The organism is Microbacterium sp. Bi98 (assembly GCF_918698045.1).
GTDB lineage: Bacteria > Actinomycetota > Actinomycetes > Actinomycetales > Microbacteriaceae > Microbacterium.
On sequence record NZ_CAKKLK010000010.1, the window covers coordinates 18,942 to 34,611 of the forward strand.

Annotated in this window: 19 protein-coding genes; 8 read left to right on the plus strand and 11 right to left on the minus strand. The window is 69.6% G+C overall.

The genetic code is table 11. From position 1 onward, the window contains the following. Positions 1-22: 22 nt before the first annotated feature. From LQZ85_RS13970 to LQZ85_RS13980, 3 genes are read right to left on the minus strand one after another with little or no spacing between them, the layout of a single operon-like run. Positions 23-1,195, minus strand: coding sequence for a benzoate/H(+) symporter BenE family transporter (locus tag LQZ85_RS13970; RefSeq protein ID WP_230101035.1), 1,173 nt, complete (start codon positions 1,193-1,195; stop codon positions 23-25). 26 nt (positions 1,196-1,221) lie between these two features. Then, on the minus strand, positions 1,222-1,920 hold the full coding sequence (locus LQZ85_RS13975; RefSeq protein WP_053098030.1) for a response regulator transcription factor: 699 nt from the start codon (positions 1,918-1,920) through the stop codon (positions 1,222-1,224). Further along, positions 1,917-3,206 carry a sensor histidine kinase gene (locus LQZ85_RS13980; protein WP_187250614.1) on the minus strand — a complete coding sequence of 430 codons (1,290 nt, stop codon included), beginning with the start codon at positions 3,204-3,206 and terminating at the stop codon, positions 1,917-1,919. The genes LQZ85_RS13975 and LQZ85_RS13980 overlap by 4 nt, the downstream gene beginning before the upstream one ends. Positions 3,207-3,309: 103 nt before the next feature. On the opposite strand from LQZ85_RS13980, the gene LQZ85_RS13985 reads away from it, so the two are divergent. From LQZ85_RS13985 to LQZ85_RS14005, 5 genes are all read left to right on the plus strand, one after another. After that, the gene (locus LQZ85_RS13985) at positions 3,310-4,488 is read left to right on the plus strand and encodes an MFS transporter (RefSeq protein ID WP_230101036.1); all 1,179 of its coding nucleotides are present in this window, start codon (positions 3,310-3,312) and stop codon (positions 4,486-4,488) included. A 31-nt stretch (positions 4,489-4,519) separates the two neighbouring features. Beyond that, positions 4,520-4,924, plus strand: coding sequence for a VOC family protein (locus LQZ85_RS13990; RefSeq protein WP_053098028.1), 405 nt, complete (start codon positions 4,520-4,522; stop codon positions 4,922-4,924). Beyond that, entirely contained in the window at positions 4,921-5,232 is a 312-nt protein-coding gene (locus LQZ85_RS13995) for a helix-turn-helix domain-containing protein (RefSeq protein ID WP_056280383.1), read from the plus strand. The genes LQZ85_RS13990 and LQZ85_RS13995 overlap by 4 nt, the downstream gene beginning before the upstream one ends. 34 nt (positions 5,233-5,266) lie before the next feature. Beyond that, positions 5,267-5,893 carry a dihydrofolate reductase family protein gene (locus tag LQZ85_RS14000; RefSeq protein WP_230101037.1) on the plus strand — a complete coding sequence of 209 codons (627 nt, stop codon included), beginning with the start codon at positions 5,267-5,269 and terminating at the stop codon, positions 5,891-5,893. A gap of 138 nt (positions 5,894-6,031) precedes the next feature. After that, entirely contained in the window at positions 6,032-8,041 is a 2,010-nt protein-coding gene (locus LQZ85_RS14005) for a carboxypeptidase regulatory-like domain-containing protein (RefSeq protein ID WP_230101038.1), read from the plus strand. Positions 8,042-8,102: 61 nt separating this feature from the next. On the opposite strand, the gene LQZ85_RS14010 is transcribed toward LQZ85_RS14005, so the two are convergent. Both LQZ85_RS14010 and LQZ85_RS14015 read right to left on the minus strand, forming a co-directional pair. Then, entirely contained in the window at positions 8,103-8,918 is an 816-nt protein-coding gene (locus LQZ85_RS14010) for an HAD family hydrolase (protein WP_230101039.1), read from the minus strand. Positions 8,919-8,922: 4 nt separating this feature from the next. Beyond that, positions 8,923-9,768, minus strand: coding sequence for an exodeoxyribonuclease III (locus tag LQZ85_RS14015; protein WP_230101040.1), 846 nt, complete (start codon positions 9,766-9,768; stop codon positions 8,923-8,925). Positions 9,769-9,805: 37 nt separating this feature from the next. Here LQZ85_RS14015 and pyrE point away from each other — a divergent pair, with 37 nt between their 5' ends. Further along, positions 9,806-10,366 carry an orotate phosphoribosyltransferase gene (gene pyrE / locus LQZ85_RS14020; RefSeq protein ID WP_053098023.1) on the plus strand — a complete coding sequence of 187 codons (561 nt, stop codon included), beginning with the start codon at positions 9,806-9,808 and terminating at the stop codon, positions 10,364-10,366. Beyond that, positions 10,363-11,265 carry an ROK family protein gene (locus LQZ85_RS14025; RefSeq protein ID WP_056280396.1) on the plus strand — a complete coding sequence of 301 codons (903 nt, stop codon included), beginning with the start codon at positions 10,363-10,365 and terminating at the stop codon, positions 11,263-11,265. The genes pyrE and LQZ85_RS14025 overlap by 4 nt, the downstream gene beginning before the upstream one ends. Positions 11,266-11,284: 19 nt before the next feature. Here the strand turns inward: LQZ85_RS14025 and LQZ85_RS14030 are convergent, their stop codons facing one another. Further along, on the minus strand, positions 11,285-11,668 hold the full coding sequence (locus LQZ85_RS14030) for an apolipoprotein A1/A4/E family protein (RefSeq protein ID WP_230101041.1): 384 nt from the start codon (positions 11,666-11,668) through the stop codon (positions 11,285-11,287). A 201-nt stretch (positions 11,669-11,869) separates the two neighbouring features. On the opposite strand from LQZ85_RS14030, the gene LQZ85_RS14035 reads away from it, so the two are divergent. Beyond that, the gene (locus tag LQZ85_RS14035) at positions 11,870-13,027 is read left to right on the plus strand and encodes an anhydro-N-acetylmuramic acid kinase (protein ID WP_072592020.1); all 1,158 of its coding nucleotides are present in this window, start codon (positions 11,870-11,872) and stop codon (positions 13,025-13,027) included. A 17-nt stretch (positions 13,028-13,044) separates the two neighbouring features. Here the strand turns inward: LQZ85_RS14035 and LQZ85_RS14040 are convergent, their stop codons facing one another. Genes LQZ85_RS14040 through LQZ85_RS14060 form a run of 5 tightly spaced genes read right to left on the minus strand, consistent with a single transcriptional unit; the run spans position 13,045 to position 15,594 of the window. After that, entirely contained in the window at positions 13,045-13,212 is a 168-nt protein-coding gene (locus LQZ85_RS14040; protein WP_230101042.1) for a hypothetical protein, read from the minus strand. Next, the gene (locus LQZ85_RS14045; protein ID WP_053098020.1) at positions 13,209-13,778 is read right to left on the minus strand and encodes a YdeI/OmpD-associated family protein; all 570 of its coding nucleotides are present in this window, start codon (positions 13,776-13,778) and stop codon (positions 13,209-13,211) included. Before LQZ85_RS14045 ends, LQZ85_RS14040 begins: the two co-directional genes overlap by 4 nt. A gap of 1 nt (position 13,779) precedes the next feature. Continuing rightward, entirely contained in the window at positions 13,780-14,589 is an 810-nt protein-coding gene (locus tag LQZ85_RS14050; protein WP_053098019.1) for an HAD-IIA family hydrolase, read from the minus strand. Positions 14,590-14,644: 55 nt separating this feature from the next. Continuing rightward, positions 14,645-15,277 (minus strand): metal-dependent transcriptional regulator, encoded by a 633-nt coding sequence (locus LQZ85_RS14055; protein ID WP_230101043.1) that lies wholly within the window; start codon positions 15,275-15,277, stop codon positions 14,645-14,647. A gap of 14 nt (positions 15,278-15,291) precedes the next feature. Beyond that, entirely contained in the window at positions 15,292-15,594 is a 303-nt protein-coding gene (locus tag LQZ85_RS14060) for a hypothetical protein (RefSeq protein WP_230101044.1), read from the minus strand. Between the last annotated feature and the right edge of the window lie 76 nt (positions 15,595-15,670).

Below are 15,670 nucleotides of genomic sequence, written 5' to 3' on the forward strand. Positions count from 1 at the left end.
GCCGAGCGCCTTCTCCGCAGCGTCAGCGACGGCCGGCGTGCAGAGCGGTGCGCACGAGGAGTCCGGCCACGAGAGCCCAGAATGCGGCGCTGACGCCCAGCACCGCGATGCCGGATGCCGCCACCAGGAAGGTCACCACGGCGGGGATGCGCTCGCCGTGGTCGTCGATCGCCTGCTGCACCGACGACCCGAAGGCGGCGAACAGCGCGAGCCCCGCGACAGCCGGGATGACTGCGTCGGGAGCGAGCAGCACCAGCGCGGCGAACGCTGCCGAGAAGCCGCCGAGCACGAGGTACGAGACGCCGGTCGAGACACCGGCGACCCACCGGCGCCGTGGGTCGGGATCGGCGTCGGGTGAAGCGGCGAGGGCCGCGCTGATCGCCGCGAGGTTGATCGCATGGCCGCCTGCCGTCGCGCCGATCGCGGTGCCGACACCCGTGACGAGCATCGCCGGACGCCAGGGGACCTCGTAGCCGAAGCTGCGCATGATGGCGATGCCCGGCACGTTCTGCGAGGCCATCGTCACGATGAACAGCGGCAGCGCCACCCCGACCAGAGCGCCGACCGTGAACGTGGGGGCGGTCAGCTCGATCCGGGGGACGAGGAGTCCGGCATCCACTGCCGTGCTCTCCTGCACCAACGAGACGGCCACCACGACTGCTGCCGCGACGAAGGCGAGCGGCACGGCCCACCGCGGCGCGAGACGCGCGAAGGCCAACCACGTGATCACCACGGGAACCACGCCCCACGGATTCGCGACGAGTCCGGTGATCGGTGCGAGACAGAGGGGCAGGAGCACTCCGGCGAGCATGGCCTGCGCGATGGACGGAGGGATGCGGGCGATCAGGGTGCCGAGAGCGGGCCACAGCGCCGTGAGCAGGATGAGCGCGGCCGTGACGAGGAACGCGCCGACCGCTGCCGACCATCCGCCGTCCACTGCTCCGGTGGCGGCGAGGAGGGCGGCGCCGGGAGTCGACCAGGCGACGGTGATCGGCATCCGATATCGCCAGGCGAGGACGACGCAGGCGAGCCCCATCGTGAGACTGACCGCGAGCAGCCCGCTGGCGGCCTGCTCGGGGGTCGCTCCGACGGCGCTGAGGCCCGTGAGCACCACGGCGAACGAGCTCGTGAACCCGACCAGCGCGGTGACCACCCCGGCCAGGATCGGTCGGGAGAGGGGCGCGGCGGTCGGCATGGGTCAGAGGCTATCGCGTGTCGAGGTCACGCCAATCCCATCCGGTGCGCGAGGACGACGGCCTGCACGCGGTCGCGCGCGCCGAGCTTCTGCAGGATGCGCGACACGTGCGTCTTCACCGTCGCCTCTCCGATGAACAGGGCGCTCGCGATCTCGGCGTTGCTGCGCGCATCGGCCAGCAGCACGAGCACCTCCGCCTCACGGTCGGTGAGCGGGTCGGCGAGCACGGTCGCTGCGACCTGCGACGGCACGGAGGCGGATGCCGGTGCGGATGCCGGTCCGGGGGCCGTCGTGAACCGAGCCAGTACGCGTCGTGTGACCTCGGGTGCCAGCATCCCGTCGCCCGCGGCGAGGGCCCGCACCGCGGCGATGAGATCCTCGGCGCCGGCGTTCTTGAGCAGGAAGCCACTCGCACCGGCGTCCAGCGCCTGATAGAGGTAGTCGTCGCGATCGAACGTCGTGACGATCGCGATGGCCGCGCCGACCTCCGGGTCGGCGACGATCCGCCGAGTGGCCTCGATGCCGTCCATGTCGGGCATCTGCACGTCCATCGTGATGACGTCGGGGCGCAGAGCGGATGCCTGCGCCACGGCGTCGGCGCCGGTCGCCGCCTCGCCGACCACCGTGATGTCGGGTTGCGTGTCGAGGATCGTCCGGAATCCGGCTCGCAGCATCGCGTGATCGTCGACGAGCAGAACGCGGATGGGTGCGTCGGACCCGCTCATGAGGAGACACCCGTCTCGATCGGCGACGCGGCCTGCGCGCCGCCGGCGCCGGTCAGCGGAACTCGAGCCCGCACCCGCAGACCTCCCGCCGCGCGAGGAGCGACGTCGAGCGTGCCACCGGATGCCGCGGCGCGCTCGCGCATGCCCAGCTGACCGAGTCCGGGGCGAAGCACGGCCACGGCGCGACCGGTGTTGACGATCTCGACCTCGACCCCGTCATCGTCGTAGCGCACGCGCACATCGGCGGTCGCGCCGACGCCGGCATGACGCCGGGCATTCGTGAGCGACTCCTGGGTGATGCGATACAGGTTCACGGACACGACCGAGGGCACGGGCCTCGGGGTGCCGATCACCGCATAGTCGGTGGGCAGTCCCGCCTCCGACGACGCGTCGACCAACGAGCGGATGTCGTCGAGCGTCACGGTCGACGCGGCATCCGCCGTCTCGCCGCCGGGTGTGCGAAGCGTCTCGAGCAACTGCCGCAGCTCGTGGATCGCATCGCGCGCGGAGTCCTCGATGCCGCTGAGGATGCTCGTGGTCTTCGCAGGGTCCTGATCGATCACGAGACGAGCGGCGCCCGCCTGCACGCCCATGACCGACACGTGATGGGCGACCACGTCATGCAGCTCTCGGGCGATGCGCACGCGGTCGAGGGCGACGGCCTGCGCCGCGGTCACCTCGCGCTCCTGCTCGAGTTCGGCCGTGCGCTGCTCGAGCACCGCGCGTTCGCGTGCGGCGTGCCAGGAGCGCTCGCCGAAGTAGTAGGCGCCGCCGAAGTACAGCACGTTCAGCAGCAGCTGGATGAGCATGAACGCGAGGTACGGAGACAGGAGTCCCGCCGCGACCTCGGCCTTCGCCGCCTCTTCGATGGCTTCGCGGTACATCGTGATGATCAGCCAGACGAACATGCCGAGGATGATGCCGACGCGCACGATCATCGCGGCCCGGCGGTTGTTCATCCAGGCGCCGACCGTATAGAGCGACACGAACATGGCGATGTTGCCGACATAGATCTCGGGCACCTGGAACGAGATGGCGAGGAAGTATGCCAGCGACACGGCGATCGCGACCGGGGCCGGCCAGCGCCGACGCACCGCCAGCGGTGCGGTGACCGCGACCGCGTAGACGAGAGCCGTCCACGGTTCTGCCCGGGTGTCGCCGTAGATGTCGGCCACGGTCGAGAGAGCGGCGCTGAGGACGGCGCCCACGAACATGACCGCCGCGAGCACGAGGTCGCTGCGCTGCTCGCGGACGCTGGGGATGCGGGTGAACGGCGCTGCAGACATCCTCTTACCGTAGAGCCGGGGCGGATGCGGCGGCATCCCCCGCACGGGGGATCGTGGCGGGGCCGTGGTGACGTGCAGACAAGCGATCCTGCGAGAATCGAGCGTGACCTCGACTCCGCACACCGCGAAGCCCCGCCTCGCCCCGCTCTACCTCGCCGGATTCACCACCGCTTTCGGGGCCCACGGCATCGCGGCGGCGCTGGGCGCGGAGACCGAGGACATCGGGTGGACGCTGCTCGCGTTCGGGCTCACCCTCGCGCTCTACGACCTCGCCGAGGTGCTGCTCAAGCCGCTGTTCGGCGCGCTGAGCGACCGGGTGGGCGTGCGCCCTGTCATCATCGGCGGCCTCCTCGCGTTCTCGGCGTTCTCGGTCGTCGGCGCCGTGGTTCCCGGCATGCTCGGACTCGTCATCGGTCGATTCGGGCAGGGTGCGGCGGCATCAGCCTTCTCGCCGTCGTCGTCGGCTGCCGTCGCCCGGCTCACCGACGATGCCACCCGCGGGAAGTACTTCGGTCGCTACGGCTCGTGGAAGAGTCTCGGCTACGCGCTCGGTCCGCTGATCGGCGCCGTGCTCGTGGTCTGGGGCGGCCTGCCCGCGCTGTTCTGGGCACTCGCCGTGCTCGGTCTCGGCGCTGCACTGTGGGTCGCTGCAGCGGTGCCACGGGTCGCCGTGCTGCCCCGCAAGCGAGTCACGCTCGTCGATCTCGGTCGAGAGCTGATCGCGCCCGGATTCCTCGTCCCGACCCTGGTGCTGGCGGCGACGACCGGCGCCCTGGCGGTCGCCGTCGGATTCCTCCCGCTGCTCGGGCGGCAGGCCGGGCTCGACACCGTCTGGAGCATGGCCATCGTGACCGTGCTCGCGATCGCGTCGAGCGTGGCTCAGCCGTTCGTGGGCGCCGCGCATGACCGCGGGCGCATCTCGGTGCGCACAGGCGCCGTCGGCGGCCTGGCGCTGATCGCGGCCGGCATCGCGCTCGCCGCGGTCACGCAGACTCCGGCCGCGCTCGTCGTCACCGCGCTGCTGGTCGGCATCGGCGTCGGGGTCGCGACGCCGATCGCGTTCTCGCACCTGGCCGCATCGACCCCGCCGGAGCGGATGGGCCGCACGATGGGCAGCGCCGAACTCGGGCGCGAGCTGGGAGATGCGGGTGGTCCTCTCGTGGCGGGCGCCGTGGCGACGGCATCCGTCCCCGGCGTCGGTCTCGCGGCGGTGGCCGCGCTCACGGCCGGGGCCGGAGTGCTCGCGCTGGTGGGATTGCGGCGGGACCGCAGAAGCTCTTGACGCGTCACTTGTATTTTGCAAGTGTTGCCGCATGAGCCTCTTCATCACCTGCCCCGTCGAGAGCGTCGACCGGGCCACCGCGTTCTACACCGCTCTCGGCTGGACCCTCAACGCCGAGATGTCCGATCACAATGTGTCGTGCTTCATGATCGCGCCCGAGCAGTACGTGATGCTCGGCAGCCGCGAGATGTATGCGAGCGTCGGCGGCACGGAAGACGTGATCGGCGGCCCTGACACCCCCTCGAAGGTCACTGTCTCGTTCGACCTCGACAGTCGTGAGGCGGTCGACGAGCTCGTCGACCGCGCGGCTGCCGCCGGCGGTCGGATCGGCGACACCGACGACTACCCCTTCATGTATCAGCGCCAGTTCGACGATCCGGACGGCTATCACTACTCGCCGTTCTGGATGAAGCCGGACGCCGATCCGGGCGCGTGAGCGACCTCGCCGCAGCCCTCGACGTCGTCGGTGCCCGCTGGGCCCTTCTCATCGTCGAGAAGCTGCTCGACGGGCCGCAGAGATACGGCGATCTGCAGCGTGAGCTCGGAGCTCCGACGAACATCCTCGCGACACGTCTGCGCGAGCTCGAAGCGGCCGGAGTGCTGCGGCGACTGCCCCTGCGGCACAACACGCGCGCCTATGCCCTCACCGAGCGAGGCGTCGCATTGCGGGAGGCGATCGAGGCTCTCGGCCGCTGGGGCGCGGAGGTGCCGGCACCCGCCGAGCAGAACGAGCGCATACTGTGAACATCGCCGCCCTCTCGTGCGAAGGAGCACTCTGATGACCGGACGCATTCTGATCGACCTCTTCATGACCCTCGACGGCGTCGCGCAAGGGCCGGGCGGCATCGACGAGGATCCGTCCGGAGGCTTCGAGTTCAGCGGTTGGCAGGCAGGGTATCCGTCGTCGGGGATGGGGCCCCAGGTGCAGCGGGGGATGCAGGGACTCGATGCGCTGCTGCTCGGGCGCCGCACGTACGACATCTTCGCCGCGTACTGGCCGCATCACACCGACGGTCCGTCGGGGGAGATCGGCAGGCTCTTCGATCGGGTCCCGAAGTATGTGGCGACACGGGATGCCGACCTCGATCTGTCATGGAAGGGCAGCGAGCGCGTCGGTGACGATCTCGCCGCGGAGATCGCCGCGATGCGCGAGCGACACGACCAGGTGCACGTGATCGGCAGCATGGACCTCGCGCACTCGCTGCTGGCCGAGGGTTTGTTCGACGAGCTCAACCTGTGGGTCTATCCGATCCTTCTGGGCACGGGCAAGAAGGTCTTCGACGACGGCGCCGAGCCGGCGGTGCTGCGACTGCTCGAGCCGCCGGTCGCCGACGACAGCGGAGTGATGCTGCTGCGCTACGGACGGACGGATCGGGTGCCCGAGGTCGGCACCTTCGAGGACTGAAACGGTATATCGCCCGCTTCTTCCCTCCTGCGTGGCGATCCGATAGCTTCAACTCAACGCGGCCGGAACGGCCGCGGTTCCGAGGTCCGGCGCAGGGTCCGTTCACGGCGTGCTCGACTTCCGTCGGAGGGTGGAGCTATGGCGCAACGACGCGCTCTGATTCATGCAGTTCTGGGTGGGGTGGCGGCGATCGCACTCGCACTCGGGGGAGCGACCGCAGCGGGAGCTGTGGAGGGCGATCCGACGATCGATCCCGGGGCGACCACAGGCGAGGTGATCGCGACGACCGACGACATCGCAGCAGCCCCGCTCGATCTCGACGCCGACCCGCTCGAGAGTGCCGCCGCCGATGCAACACTCAGTGACGCCGCACCCGCGCCGGCGGTCGTCGAGGACGCGCCTGCACTCGCACCTGCGCCAGCACTCGCCCCTGCACTGATGCCGCCTCCGGCACTGTTCCCGCCACCGCCGCCGGCGCCTCAGGGCACCGGAACGATCAGCGGCACCGTGACACGCGAAGACAACGGGGCTCCGATCTCCGGCGTGAGCGTGTCGGTGAGCGGGCACGCGTGGGTGACACCGACGGCCCTCACGGACGAGAACGGCGACTACACCCTTCGTGGACTCGCGGACGACTCCTACGTCGTGTCGTTCTGGGCCGGAGGCGGGACGGATCTCATGCGCGAGCACTGGGATGGAGTCACAGATTTCTCGGCCGCCACTCCTGTCGTCATAGCCGGCGGTGCGTCGGTCGCCGACATCGACGCGTCGCTGAGCACCGGCGGCGCCATCGAGGGCATCGTCACCCGGGCGCAGGACGGCTCAGCGGTCGCGGGCGCCACTGTCTCGGCACTCTCGGACAACAACGAGATCGTCGCATCGACCCAGGCCGACGCGTCCGGCGAGTACCACCTCGGCGGTCTTCCTGGCGGCTCCTACCGCCTGTATTTCGGGTCGCCTGACCCCGACCTGGCGTGGGAGTTCTGGGACGACGCATACGGCTGGGACGCCGCGACGCTCATCACGATCGTCGAGAAGCAGACGGTGACGAATGTGGATGCCGCACTCGAACGCGTCGGTTACATCAGCGGCACCGTGACGAAGACCGCCGACGGTTCTCCCGTCAACGCTTCTGTCACGGTCAGCGGCATCGACCGAGACATGCGGTTCGCATTCGTCGGCAGTGACGGCAGTTTTCGCGTCGCCGTCGCGCCGGGGACCTACCTGGTGAGTTTCGACGCCTTCGATTCCGGCCTGCTCGACGAGTATTGGGACGACGCCGCCGTCCCCGAGGACGCCACCTCTGTGGTGGTCGCGGCCGGCGACGACGTCACGGGTGTCGACGCACAGCTCGATGCAGCGGCGACCATCGCCGGCACGGTCACGATGGCGAGCTCGGAAGACCGGGAGATGCTCGTCGAAGCGTGGGACGGCAGCGAACGTGTCGGGTATGTGATCGCCGATCGGCAGACCGGGGCGTACACACTCAACATCCCTGCCGGGACGTACATCCTCAAGGCATCTGCGATCTTCTACAACGACAGCCCGACGACGGCGAGGCCCCAGTTCTACGACGGCGTCGAGACGGCGGAGCTCGCGACCCCCGTCACGGCAGTCGCCTCCACGACAGTGGACGGCATCGACTTCACTCTTGTGCCGATCACTGAACCGGAACCCGAGCCCGAACCGGAGCCCGAGCTGACGGTCTCGATCGCGTCCACCCGCGCCGGCGGTGACATCGACGTCTCGGGTACCGGGTTCACCCCTGGCGCGACGATCGCGTTCGAGTTGCGCTCGACTCCGGTGGCTCTGGGAACCCTGACCGCCGACGCGAACGGCGCGCTCACCGGTACTTTCCGTATTCCCGCGAACACGCCTCCGGGAGCGCACACGCTCGTGGCGCTGAACGCGCAGTCGGAGGTGGTGGCGGGCGTCGCTCTGCAGGTGACCCAGGCACCGGCCCCCGAAGCACCGATCGCGGCGGTTCCGACCACGGCGGCAGCGGGTGCGGGTGCGGGCGCGGTCGCGGCTCGTGGCGACACGCTGGCGAACACCGGTGCCGATGTGCCCGCGTTCGCGTCGATGATGGCGGCCGGCCTGCTGTTCGCCGGCCTGTTGCTCGTGCGTCGTCGGCGCGTGCGCAGCTGACGGCGTTGGCGACGAGGACCCGGTGACTTCTGCGGAAGGGGCCGGGTTCTCACTGTCCTGCTCAGCGGGCGCCGAGCACCCGCTCGATCACCCTCGCCACCCCGTCGTCGTCGTTCGAGGTGGTCGTCTCATCCGCGGCGTCCTGCACGACGTCCGTCGCGCCGGCCATCGCCACACCGTGGCCGGCCCAGCGCAGCATCTCGACGTCGTTGAGGGCGTCGCCGAAAGCGATCACATCGCGGCGGTCGATCTCGAGGTGCTCGCAGAGGCGCGCGAGCCCGGTGGCTTTGGTCACGCCCTCGGCCATGACCTCGACGAACGGGGCGCCTGAGAGCGTCGCCTCGAAACCGGTCAGCCCGAGGTCGCGCAGCGCGTCGAACAACGCCGTCGGGGCGAGTTCTGGGTGCCGGATCACGAGCTTGAGGCTGGGTGCGGCCAGCACATGATCGAGTTCGACGCCGCCCATCGTGCGTGGATCGCGCTTGTGGTCAGAGAGATCGGCGATCTCGGCATAGCCGTGCTGCGCGACGAACGTCTCGCCGCCCTCACGCACGCTCGCGAACAGCAGTCCGGGGATGCTGGCGCGCAGCGCCTCGGCCAGGGTGCGGATCGTCTCTGCCGGAAGCTCTTCCGCGAACAGCATCCGTCCATCGACGAGATGCGTCGCGTAGGCGCCGTTGCTGCACAGCGCCCAGCCGTCGAAGCCCGCGCCGTCCGCGAGCGCGCGTAGACCTATCGGCTGGCGAGCGGTCACCGGGACGACGTGGATGCCACGGGCGCGCGCCGCGTCGAGGGCCGCGCGGGTGCGCCGCGTGACCGATGCCGAGGAGTCGAGCAGTGTCCCGTCGAGATCGGTCGCGATCAGGCGGACGGTCACAGTCTCAGGAGAAGATCATCGGCAGGTCGTCGTCTTCCTCGGCCCCGCCGAGGTCGAACTCGACGACCACGGGAACGTGGTCACTGGGCTGCTCGCCCTTGCGCTCTTCGCGGTGGATCGACGCTCCGGTGACCGCCTCGGCGAGTGTCTTCGAGCCGAGGATGAAGTCGATGCGGATGCCCTCGTTGCGAGGGAACTTCAGACGCTGGTAGTCCCAGTAGGTGTAGCCCTCGGGGAGCAGTGGGCGGACGACATCGGTCAGACCCGCGTCGGCGAGCGCGAAGAAGGCCTGACGCTCCTGCGGCGAGACGTGCGTCGAGACGCCCTCGACGATGTCGGGGTCGCCGTTGTCGGCGTCGAACGGGATGATGTTGAAGTCGCCCACCAGAGCGAGCGGCAGTTCGGGGTTCGCCGAGAGCTCTGCCGCCGTGGACTTCTTCAACTCCTCGAGCCAGTGCAGCTTGTAGGCGTAGTGCGGGTCGTCGAGCGAGCGGCCGTTCGGCACGTACAGGCTCCACACGCGCACACCGTCGACGAGCACGCCGAGCGCACGTGCTTCGAGCGGTGCATCCGGTCCCTCGTGTCCCTTGGCGAAGCCCGGCATGCCGTCGAAAGACGTGCGGACGTCGGTGATCGGCAGGCGGCTGGCGATCGCGACGCCGTTCCATTGATTCAGGCCGTGGACCTCGACGTGGTAGCCGGCCTCTTCGAACGGCCCGTAGGGGAACTGCTCGGGTTTGCACTTGATCTCCTGCATCGCCAGCACGTCGATGTCCTCTCGGACGGCGAACTCGACGGTGCGGGTGACACGGGTGCGGATGGAGTTGACGTTCCAGGTAGCCAAGCGCATGCGTCAAGCCTAGGCCTTGCCTCCTACACTGGATGCCGTGACCGCACTCGACGCAGACCGCCAGACCCTTCTCGACCTGATCAAGGACGAGGCGGTGTTCCACGGAGACTTCACGCTCTCGAGCGGCAAGAAGGCGACGTACTACGTCGACATGCGCAAGCTCACGCTCGACCACCGCGCGGCACCGGCGATCGGTCGCATCATGCTCGACCTCATCGGCGACCTCGACGTCGTGGCGGTCGGCGGCCTGACCCTCGGCGCCGACCCCATCGCGAACTCGGTGCTGCACGCCTCGGTCGCCGCCGACAAGCCGCTCGACGCGTTCGTCGTGCGCAAGGAGCCGAAGGACCACGGCCGCGGTCGCCAGATCGAGGGTGCAGACGTCGCCGGCAAGCGCGTCGTCGTGCTCGAAGACACCTCGACCACCGGGCAGTCCGCGCTCAAGGCCGTCGAGGCGCTGCGCAAGGAAGGGGCCGAGATCGTCGCCGTCGCCGTGATCGTCGACCGCAAGACGGGCGCCCAGGCCGCGATCGAAGCCGAGGGCCTCGAATGGCGTGCCGCCTTCGACCTCGACGACCTCGGACTCGACCCCCAGTGACCCGCTACGCGCTGGCCGTCGACGTCGGCGGCACGAAGATGGAGGCCGCGCTCGTGGACGAGCACGGTGTGCTCGTCGGCGGCAGCCGCTCGCGACAGGCGACCGGGCGCCAGGCGACGCTCGAGTCGCTGAACGACGCGGTGATCTCGATCGTGACCCACGCTTTGGCCGCTGTGCCGGCGGATGCCGACCTCGTGGGCGCCGGTGCCGGAAGCGCCGGACCCATCGACCGTGCCGCCGGAGCGATCATGCCGGTGAACATGCCGCTCGCGCGGGGCTTCGGTCTTGCGGAGTCGGTGCGCTCGGCGGCATCCGCTGCGCTCGGCCGCGAGGTTCCGACCGTCCTCGGCCATGACGGTGGCGCGCTCGCCCTGGCGGAATCCTGGCTCGGTGCCACGCAGGATGCCGGTGCCTCGCTGTCGATCGTCGTCTCGACCGGCGTCGGCGGAGGGTTCGTCGTCAACGGCGCGTACATTCCCGGAGCCACCGGCAACGCCGGGCATCTCGGACAGGTGCGTCGCGAAGGCGGGCTCACCCTCGAGGAGATCGCCTCGGGGCCCGCGAGCGCCGCCTGGGCTCAGCAACAGGGCTGGACCGGAGCCACCGGCGAGGATCTGGCTCGGGATGCCGCCGCGGGTGACGCCGTCGCCCGCGCGGCCATCGAGCGGTCGGCGAAGGCGGTCGGAGAAGCGCTCGCGGATGCCGCGACCCTCGTCGACCTCGACATGGTCGCGATCGGCGGCGGGTTCTCTCGCGTGTCCGCCGACTACATCGACCTCGTGCAGCAGGCGCTCACGGCCAGTGCCGCGCACGAGTACTCGCGGCGTACCCGGGTCGTGCGCTCGGGACTCGGCGACGAGGGGCCGCTCATCGGCGCCGCGGCGCTCGTCCTACGCTGACCTGTCGGTCACCGGGGAATCAGCGCCCCGCGACGATCAGGTGACGCTGCGGCCCTTCGAGTCGGGCCACCGCGACCTTGAGTTCGGTGACGTCGGCGGCGATTCCGTCGATGCGTGCTGTGAGTTTCTCTTCGACGCCGTCGATGCGTGCCGTGAGCCTCTGTTCGACTCCGTCGATGCGTGCGGTGAGTTTCTCTTCGACGCCGTCGATGCGTGCCGTGAGCCTCTGTTCCACTCCGTCGATACGCGTACCGAGCGACGTCTCGACGCCGACGAGATCGGTGCGGAGGGAGTCGGATCGGCGGATGCACCAGGCGAAGCCCGCGAACATGGTGCCGCCCAGAGCCAGCAGGAGGCCGACGGCGCTGATGACGATCGTGATGATCTCGGCGGACACGAACATGCTCCCATTCTGGGGGTGGCGGGTGGGGTCTCGCAGAATGCTACGCGGGCGACGACCGGGGCCGTCGGCGGTGCGGGTCATCCTTCGGGCACGGGGGAGAACGAGGTCCAGACGATGATCGTGCAGAAAAGATCGATGCTTTCCATTCGCCCCCCTAACAAAACCGGCCTACGCTCGTAGCAGGCGACGGAAGGAACACGCATGCGCGTACTCGGACTGCTCTCGGGCACCTCACACGACGGCATCGACGTCACGGTCGTGGACTTCGCAGAGAGCGACGGAGCGCTGCGCGGCACGGTGCTGCACGAAGACAGCGTGCCGTACGCCCCCGACCTGCGGGCCCGACTCGTCGCGGCGCTGCCTCCGGCGCCCACGACGTTCGCCGAGGTCTGCGAGCTCGACACCCTGATCGGCCAGGCCTTCGCCGAGGTCGCCGCCACGGCATCCGACGTCGTCGGGGGCGTGGATGCCGTGTGCACGCACGGCCAGACCGTCTTCCACTGGGTCGCCGACGGCCACGCGCTCGGCACCCTGCAGATCGGGCAGCCGGCGTGGATCGCCGAGCGGGTCGGCGCACCCGTGGTGTCGGACGTGCGCATCCGTGACATCACTGCGGGCGGCCACGGTGCACCGCTCGTGTCGTTCCTCGATGAGCTGCTGCTGCGCGGTCGGGCGGGAGTCTCGGCGGCGGTGAACCTCGGCGGCATCGCGAACGTGACCGTGGTCGGTCCCGACGGTCTGTCGGCCTACGACATCGGCCCGGCGAATGCACTGGTCGACGCGGTGGTCGTCGCCGAGGGGCTGAACGACCGAGGCTACGACGCGGATGCCGCGATCGCTCGCACCGGCACCGTCGACGACGTGCTGCTCGCCGAGCTGCTCGCCGACCCGTACTACGCCCTGCCCGCGCCCAAGAGCACGGGCAAGGAGCATTTTCACCTCGACTATGTGCGTGCGCACGTCGACCGCATGCGACCCGGCATCGCGCCGGCCGACCTGATCCGCACGCTCACCGAGCTCACGGTCCGCACCGTCGCACACGACATCCGCACCGCCGGCATCCGCTTCCTGGCTGTCTCGGGTGGCGGGTGCCACAACCCGCTCATCATGCAGGGGCTGCGTGAGGCGCTCCCCGACATCGAGGTGGTGCTCGCCGACGAGCTCGGCGCCCCGGTCGACAGCAAGGAGGCGATCCTGTTCGCGCTGATCGGATGGTGCACGTTGCATGGCGTCGCGGCCGTGACGCCCGGCGGCACCGGAGCGCGGGAAGCCCGAATCCTCGGCACCATCACACCCGGTGCGGGTCCGCTGCGGATGCCGGAGCCCGTGGATAGAGTGCGCAGCCTGACGCTGCGCTGATCGAGGGATCGGGGCGCTCAGTGCTTGCGGTCGTCGTCGTCCCAGGGGCCTTCCCACCAGCCGGCGCGCCCATCGCCCCCGCCGCCTCCACGACGTCGTGAGCGGAAGAACTGCACCACCCACACGGTCAGCGTGCTGAGGAGGATCAGGAAGATCACCAGGAACAGCAGGTCGGACTGGTTCATGGGCGTTTCCCCTCCGCGGCATCCGCCACGATCTTGGCGATCCGAGCGGACCGCGTCTCGGCACGCTTCGCCATCGCGATGTGCGTCAGGCCGAACTTCTTGACCGACTTCGGAAAGGCGTCCCAGTGGGCCCGCGCGGCGGGCAGGGCATCCAGCGCCTCCGTCAGTTCGGGCGGCTCGATCCCGGCTTCCGGGCCGTCGAGCAAGGTCCACGACCCGTCCGCCTTCGCGGACTCGAGTACGCGGATGCCGGCCGGTGCGAGCTGTCCGGCGGCCTCGAGGTCGATCAGTCTCGCCTTGTTCGTCGCTGCCCATCCGCTGCCGCGTCGTCGGGGTGAGAACCACTGGCCCACCGTCTGGTCGTCGAAGGTGCGCACCGGACCGTCGATCCATCCGAAGCACAGAGCCTGACGCACGGCATCGTCGTATCCGACACCTCCGGCCCGGTTGCCGCGAACGCTCAGCAGCCAGACTCCCGCGATGCGCTCATGATGCTCCTCGAGCCAGGCGCGCCACGCGGACGCATCCGCTGCGACGACCCGCTCTCCTTCGTCGAGCGCGCCCACGTCAGTCCTCGTCGAGCGTCGGAATCGACTCGGTGACGGTGGGCAGCAGGTCGGCGACCGAGTCGACGATCTCGTCTGGCCGGAACGGATACTTCTCGACCTCGGCCTCGTCGCTGATGCCGGTCATCACGAGCACGGTGTGCAGCCCCGCCTCGATGCCGGCGATGATGTCGGTGTCCATCCGGTCGCCGATCATGCCGGTCTTCTTCGAGTGCGCGCCGATCTTGTTGAGCGCCGAGCGGAACATCATCGGATTCGGCTTGCCGACGACATACGGCTCCTTGCCCGTCGCCTTGGTGATGAGCGCCGCGATCGCGCCGGTCGCCGGCATGACTCCGTCGGCCGAGGGGCCCGTCGCATCGGGGTTCGTCACGATGAAGCGCGCGCCCTTGATGATGAGTCGGATCGCCTTGGTGATCGCCTCGAACGAGTAGTTGCGAGTCTCGCCGACGACCACGAAGTCGGGATTCGTCTCGGTCATGATGAACCCGGCCTCGTGCAGGGCCGTGAGGATGCCCGCCTCGCCGATCACGAAGGCTGAACCGCCCGGCAGCTGCTGCGCGAGGAAGTCCGCGGTGGCCAGCGCCGAGGTCCAGATCCGCTCCTCGGGCACGACGAGTCCGCTGGCGCGGAGGCGGGCCGACAGGTCTCGCGCCGTGAAGATCGAGTTGTTCGTCAGCACGAGGTACGGGATGTCGTTCTGCTCCCACCCGGCGAGCAGCTCGGACGCGCCGGGAATGGCGTCGTTCTCATGCACGAGCACGCCGTCCATGTCGGTCAGCCAGCATTCGATGTTGTCGCGGTGTGCCATGAGCACAGCTTATGGGGCGGCGATTACGGGCAGGTGTCAGGTTGTGGTGAGGCTGTCAGGCGCTGAGCCAGACCACCTCTGCGGCGCCGTCAGGAAGCGTCGTCTCGACGCCGTCGAGCTCGATGCCCCGGTCCGTGGTCGTGATGCTCGCCGCGACGGCGACGCCAGCCGCCTCGAGGGCGCGCAGCAGCTCGGGGTCGCGGTCGTCGACACGCAGCACGCGGCCGACGTGGCCCACCGGCGCGTCGGCGAGAAGGATGAAGGGCTCGCGTTCGACGACGCCCGCGGCATCCGGGATCGCGTCGCCGTGCGGGTCGAATCGTGGCCGGCCGAGGCGTGCGTCGATCCCCTCGAGAAGGCGGTCGCTGATCGTGTGCTCGAGCACTTCGGCCTCGTCGTGCACCTCGTCCCAGCCGTAGCCGAACTCCTGCACCAGCCAGGTCTCGATCAGGCGGTGGCGTCGCACCATGGCCAGGGCGCGCTGCGTGCCGGCATCGGTCAGCCGAACCGCACCGTAGGGCACGTGCGAGACGAGGCCCGCGGCGGCGAGCTTCTTGACCATCTCGGTCACCGAAGACGGAGCGATGCCGAGCTTCGCCGCGAGCACCGACGGGGTGATCGGCGCGTCCTGCCACTCGGTGTGCGCGTAGACGGTCTTCAGGTAGTCGTCTGCTGCGGGGGATGCCACTCGTCCAGCCTAGATCAGGGGTTCGCGACGTCGACGAGGATGCCGAAGGCGACCTGGCCGGCGAAGAACACGATGAGGAAGCCGAGCAGAGCGGCGAAGAGCGAGAGGCGGCCGTCGAACCCCTCGATCTCGGCGATGCCGATCTTGCGGGCGCGGAAGGCCAGCACCAGCGTCGCGATGCCCAGCACGAGCTGCACCCACGGGCCGCCGAACGGAAGCGCGGTCGGGAAGGCGACGAGGAGGCCTCCGATCACGCCGGTCGCGATGCCGGTCCACGTGAGGATGCGGACGGTGCGGCGCGCGGGTTCGGCAGACATCCTTCGAGCCTAATCGCCTGGCGAGGGCGCCGTGGACGCTGTGAATCGTGTCAATCGGGCCCGATTCCTTGACGCG

What these genes read in the sequence shown, in the direction of transcription:
- LQZ85_RS13970 (WP_230101035.1), bottom strand. Translation starts at nt 1,195, where the DNA reads ATGCCGACCGCCGCGCCCCTCTCCCGACCGATCCTGGCCGGGGTGGTC.
- LQZ85_RS13975 (WP_053098030.1), bottom strand. Translation starts at nt 1,920, where the DNA reads ATGAGCGGGTCCGACGCACCCATCCGCGTTCTGCTCGTCGACGATCAC.
- LQZ85_RS13980 (WP_187250614.1), bottom strand. Translation starts at nt 3,206, where the DNA reads ATGTCTGCAGCGCCGTTCACCCGCATCCCCAGCGTCCGCGAGCAGCGC.
- LQZ85_RS13990 (WP_053098028.1), top strand. Translation starts at nt 4,520, where the DNA reads ATGAGCCTCTTCATCACCTGCCCCGTCGAGAGCGTCGACCGGGCCACC.
- LQZ85_RS14000 (WP_230101037.1), top strand. Translation starts at nt 5,267, where the DNA reads ATGACCGGACGCATTCTGATCGACCTCTTCATGACCCTCGACGGCGTC.
- LQZ85_RS14005 (WP_230101038.1), top strand. Translation starts at nt 6,032, where the DNA reads ATGGCGCAACGACGCGCTCTGATTCATGCAGTTCTGGGTGGGGTGGCG.
- LQZ85_RS14015 (WP_230101040.1), bottom strand. Translation starts at nt 9,768, where the DNA reads ATGCGCTTGGCTACCTGGAACGTCAACTCCATCCGCACCCGTGTCACC.
- LQZ85_RS14030 (WP_230101041.1), bottom strand. Translation starts at nt 11,668, where the DNA reads ATGTTCGTGTCCGCCGAGATCATCACGATCGTCATCAGCGCCGTCGGC.
- LQZ85_RS14035 (WP_072592020.1), top strand. Translation starts at nt 11,870, where the DNA reads ATGCGCGTACTCGGACTGCTCTCGGGCACCTCACACGACGGCATCGAC.
- LQZ85_RS14040 (WP_230101042.1), bottom strand. Translation starts at nt 13,212, where the DNA reads ATGAACCAGTCCGACCTGCTGTTCCTGGTGATCTTCCTGATCCTCCTC.
- LQZ85_RS14050 (WP_053098019.1), bottom strand. Translation starts at nt 14,589, where the DNA reads ATGGCACACCGCGACAACATCGAATGCTGGCTGACCGACATGGACGGC.
- LQZ85_RS14060 (WP_230101044.1), bottom strand. Translation starts at nt 15,594, where the DNA reads ATGTCTGCCGAACCCGCGCGCCGCACCGTCCGCATCCTCACGTGGACC.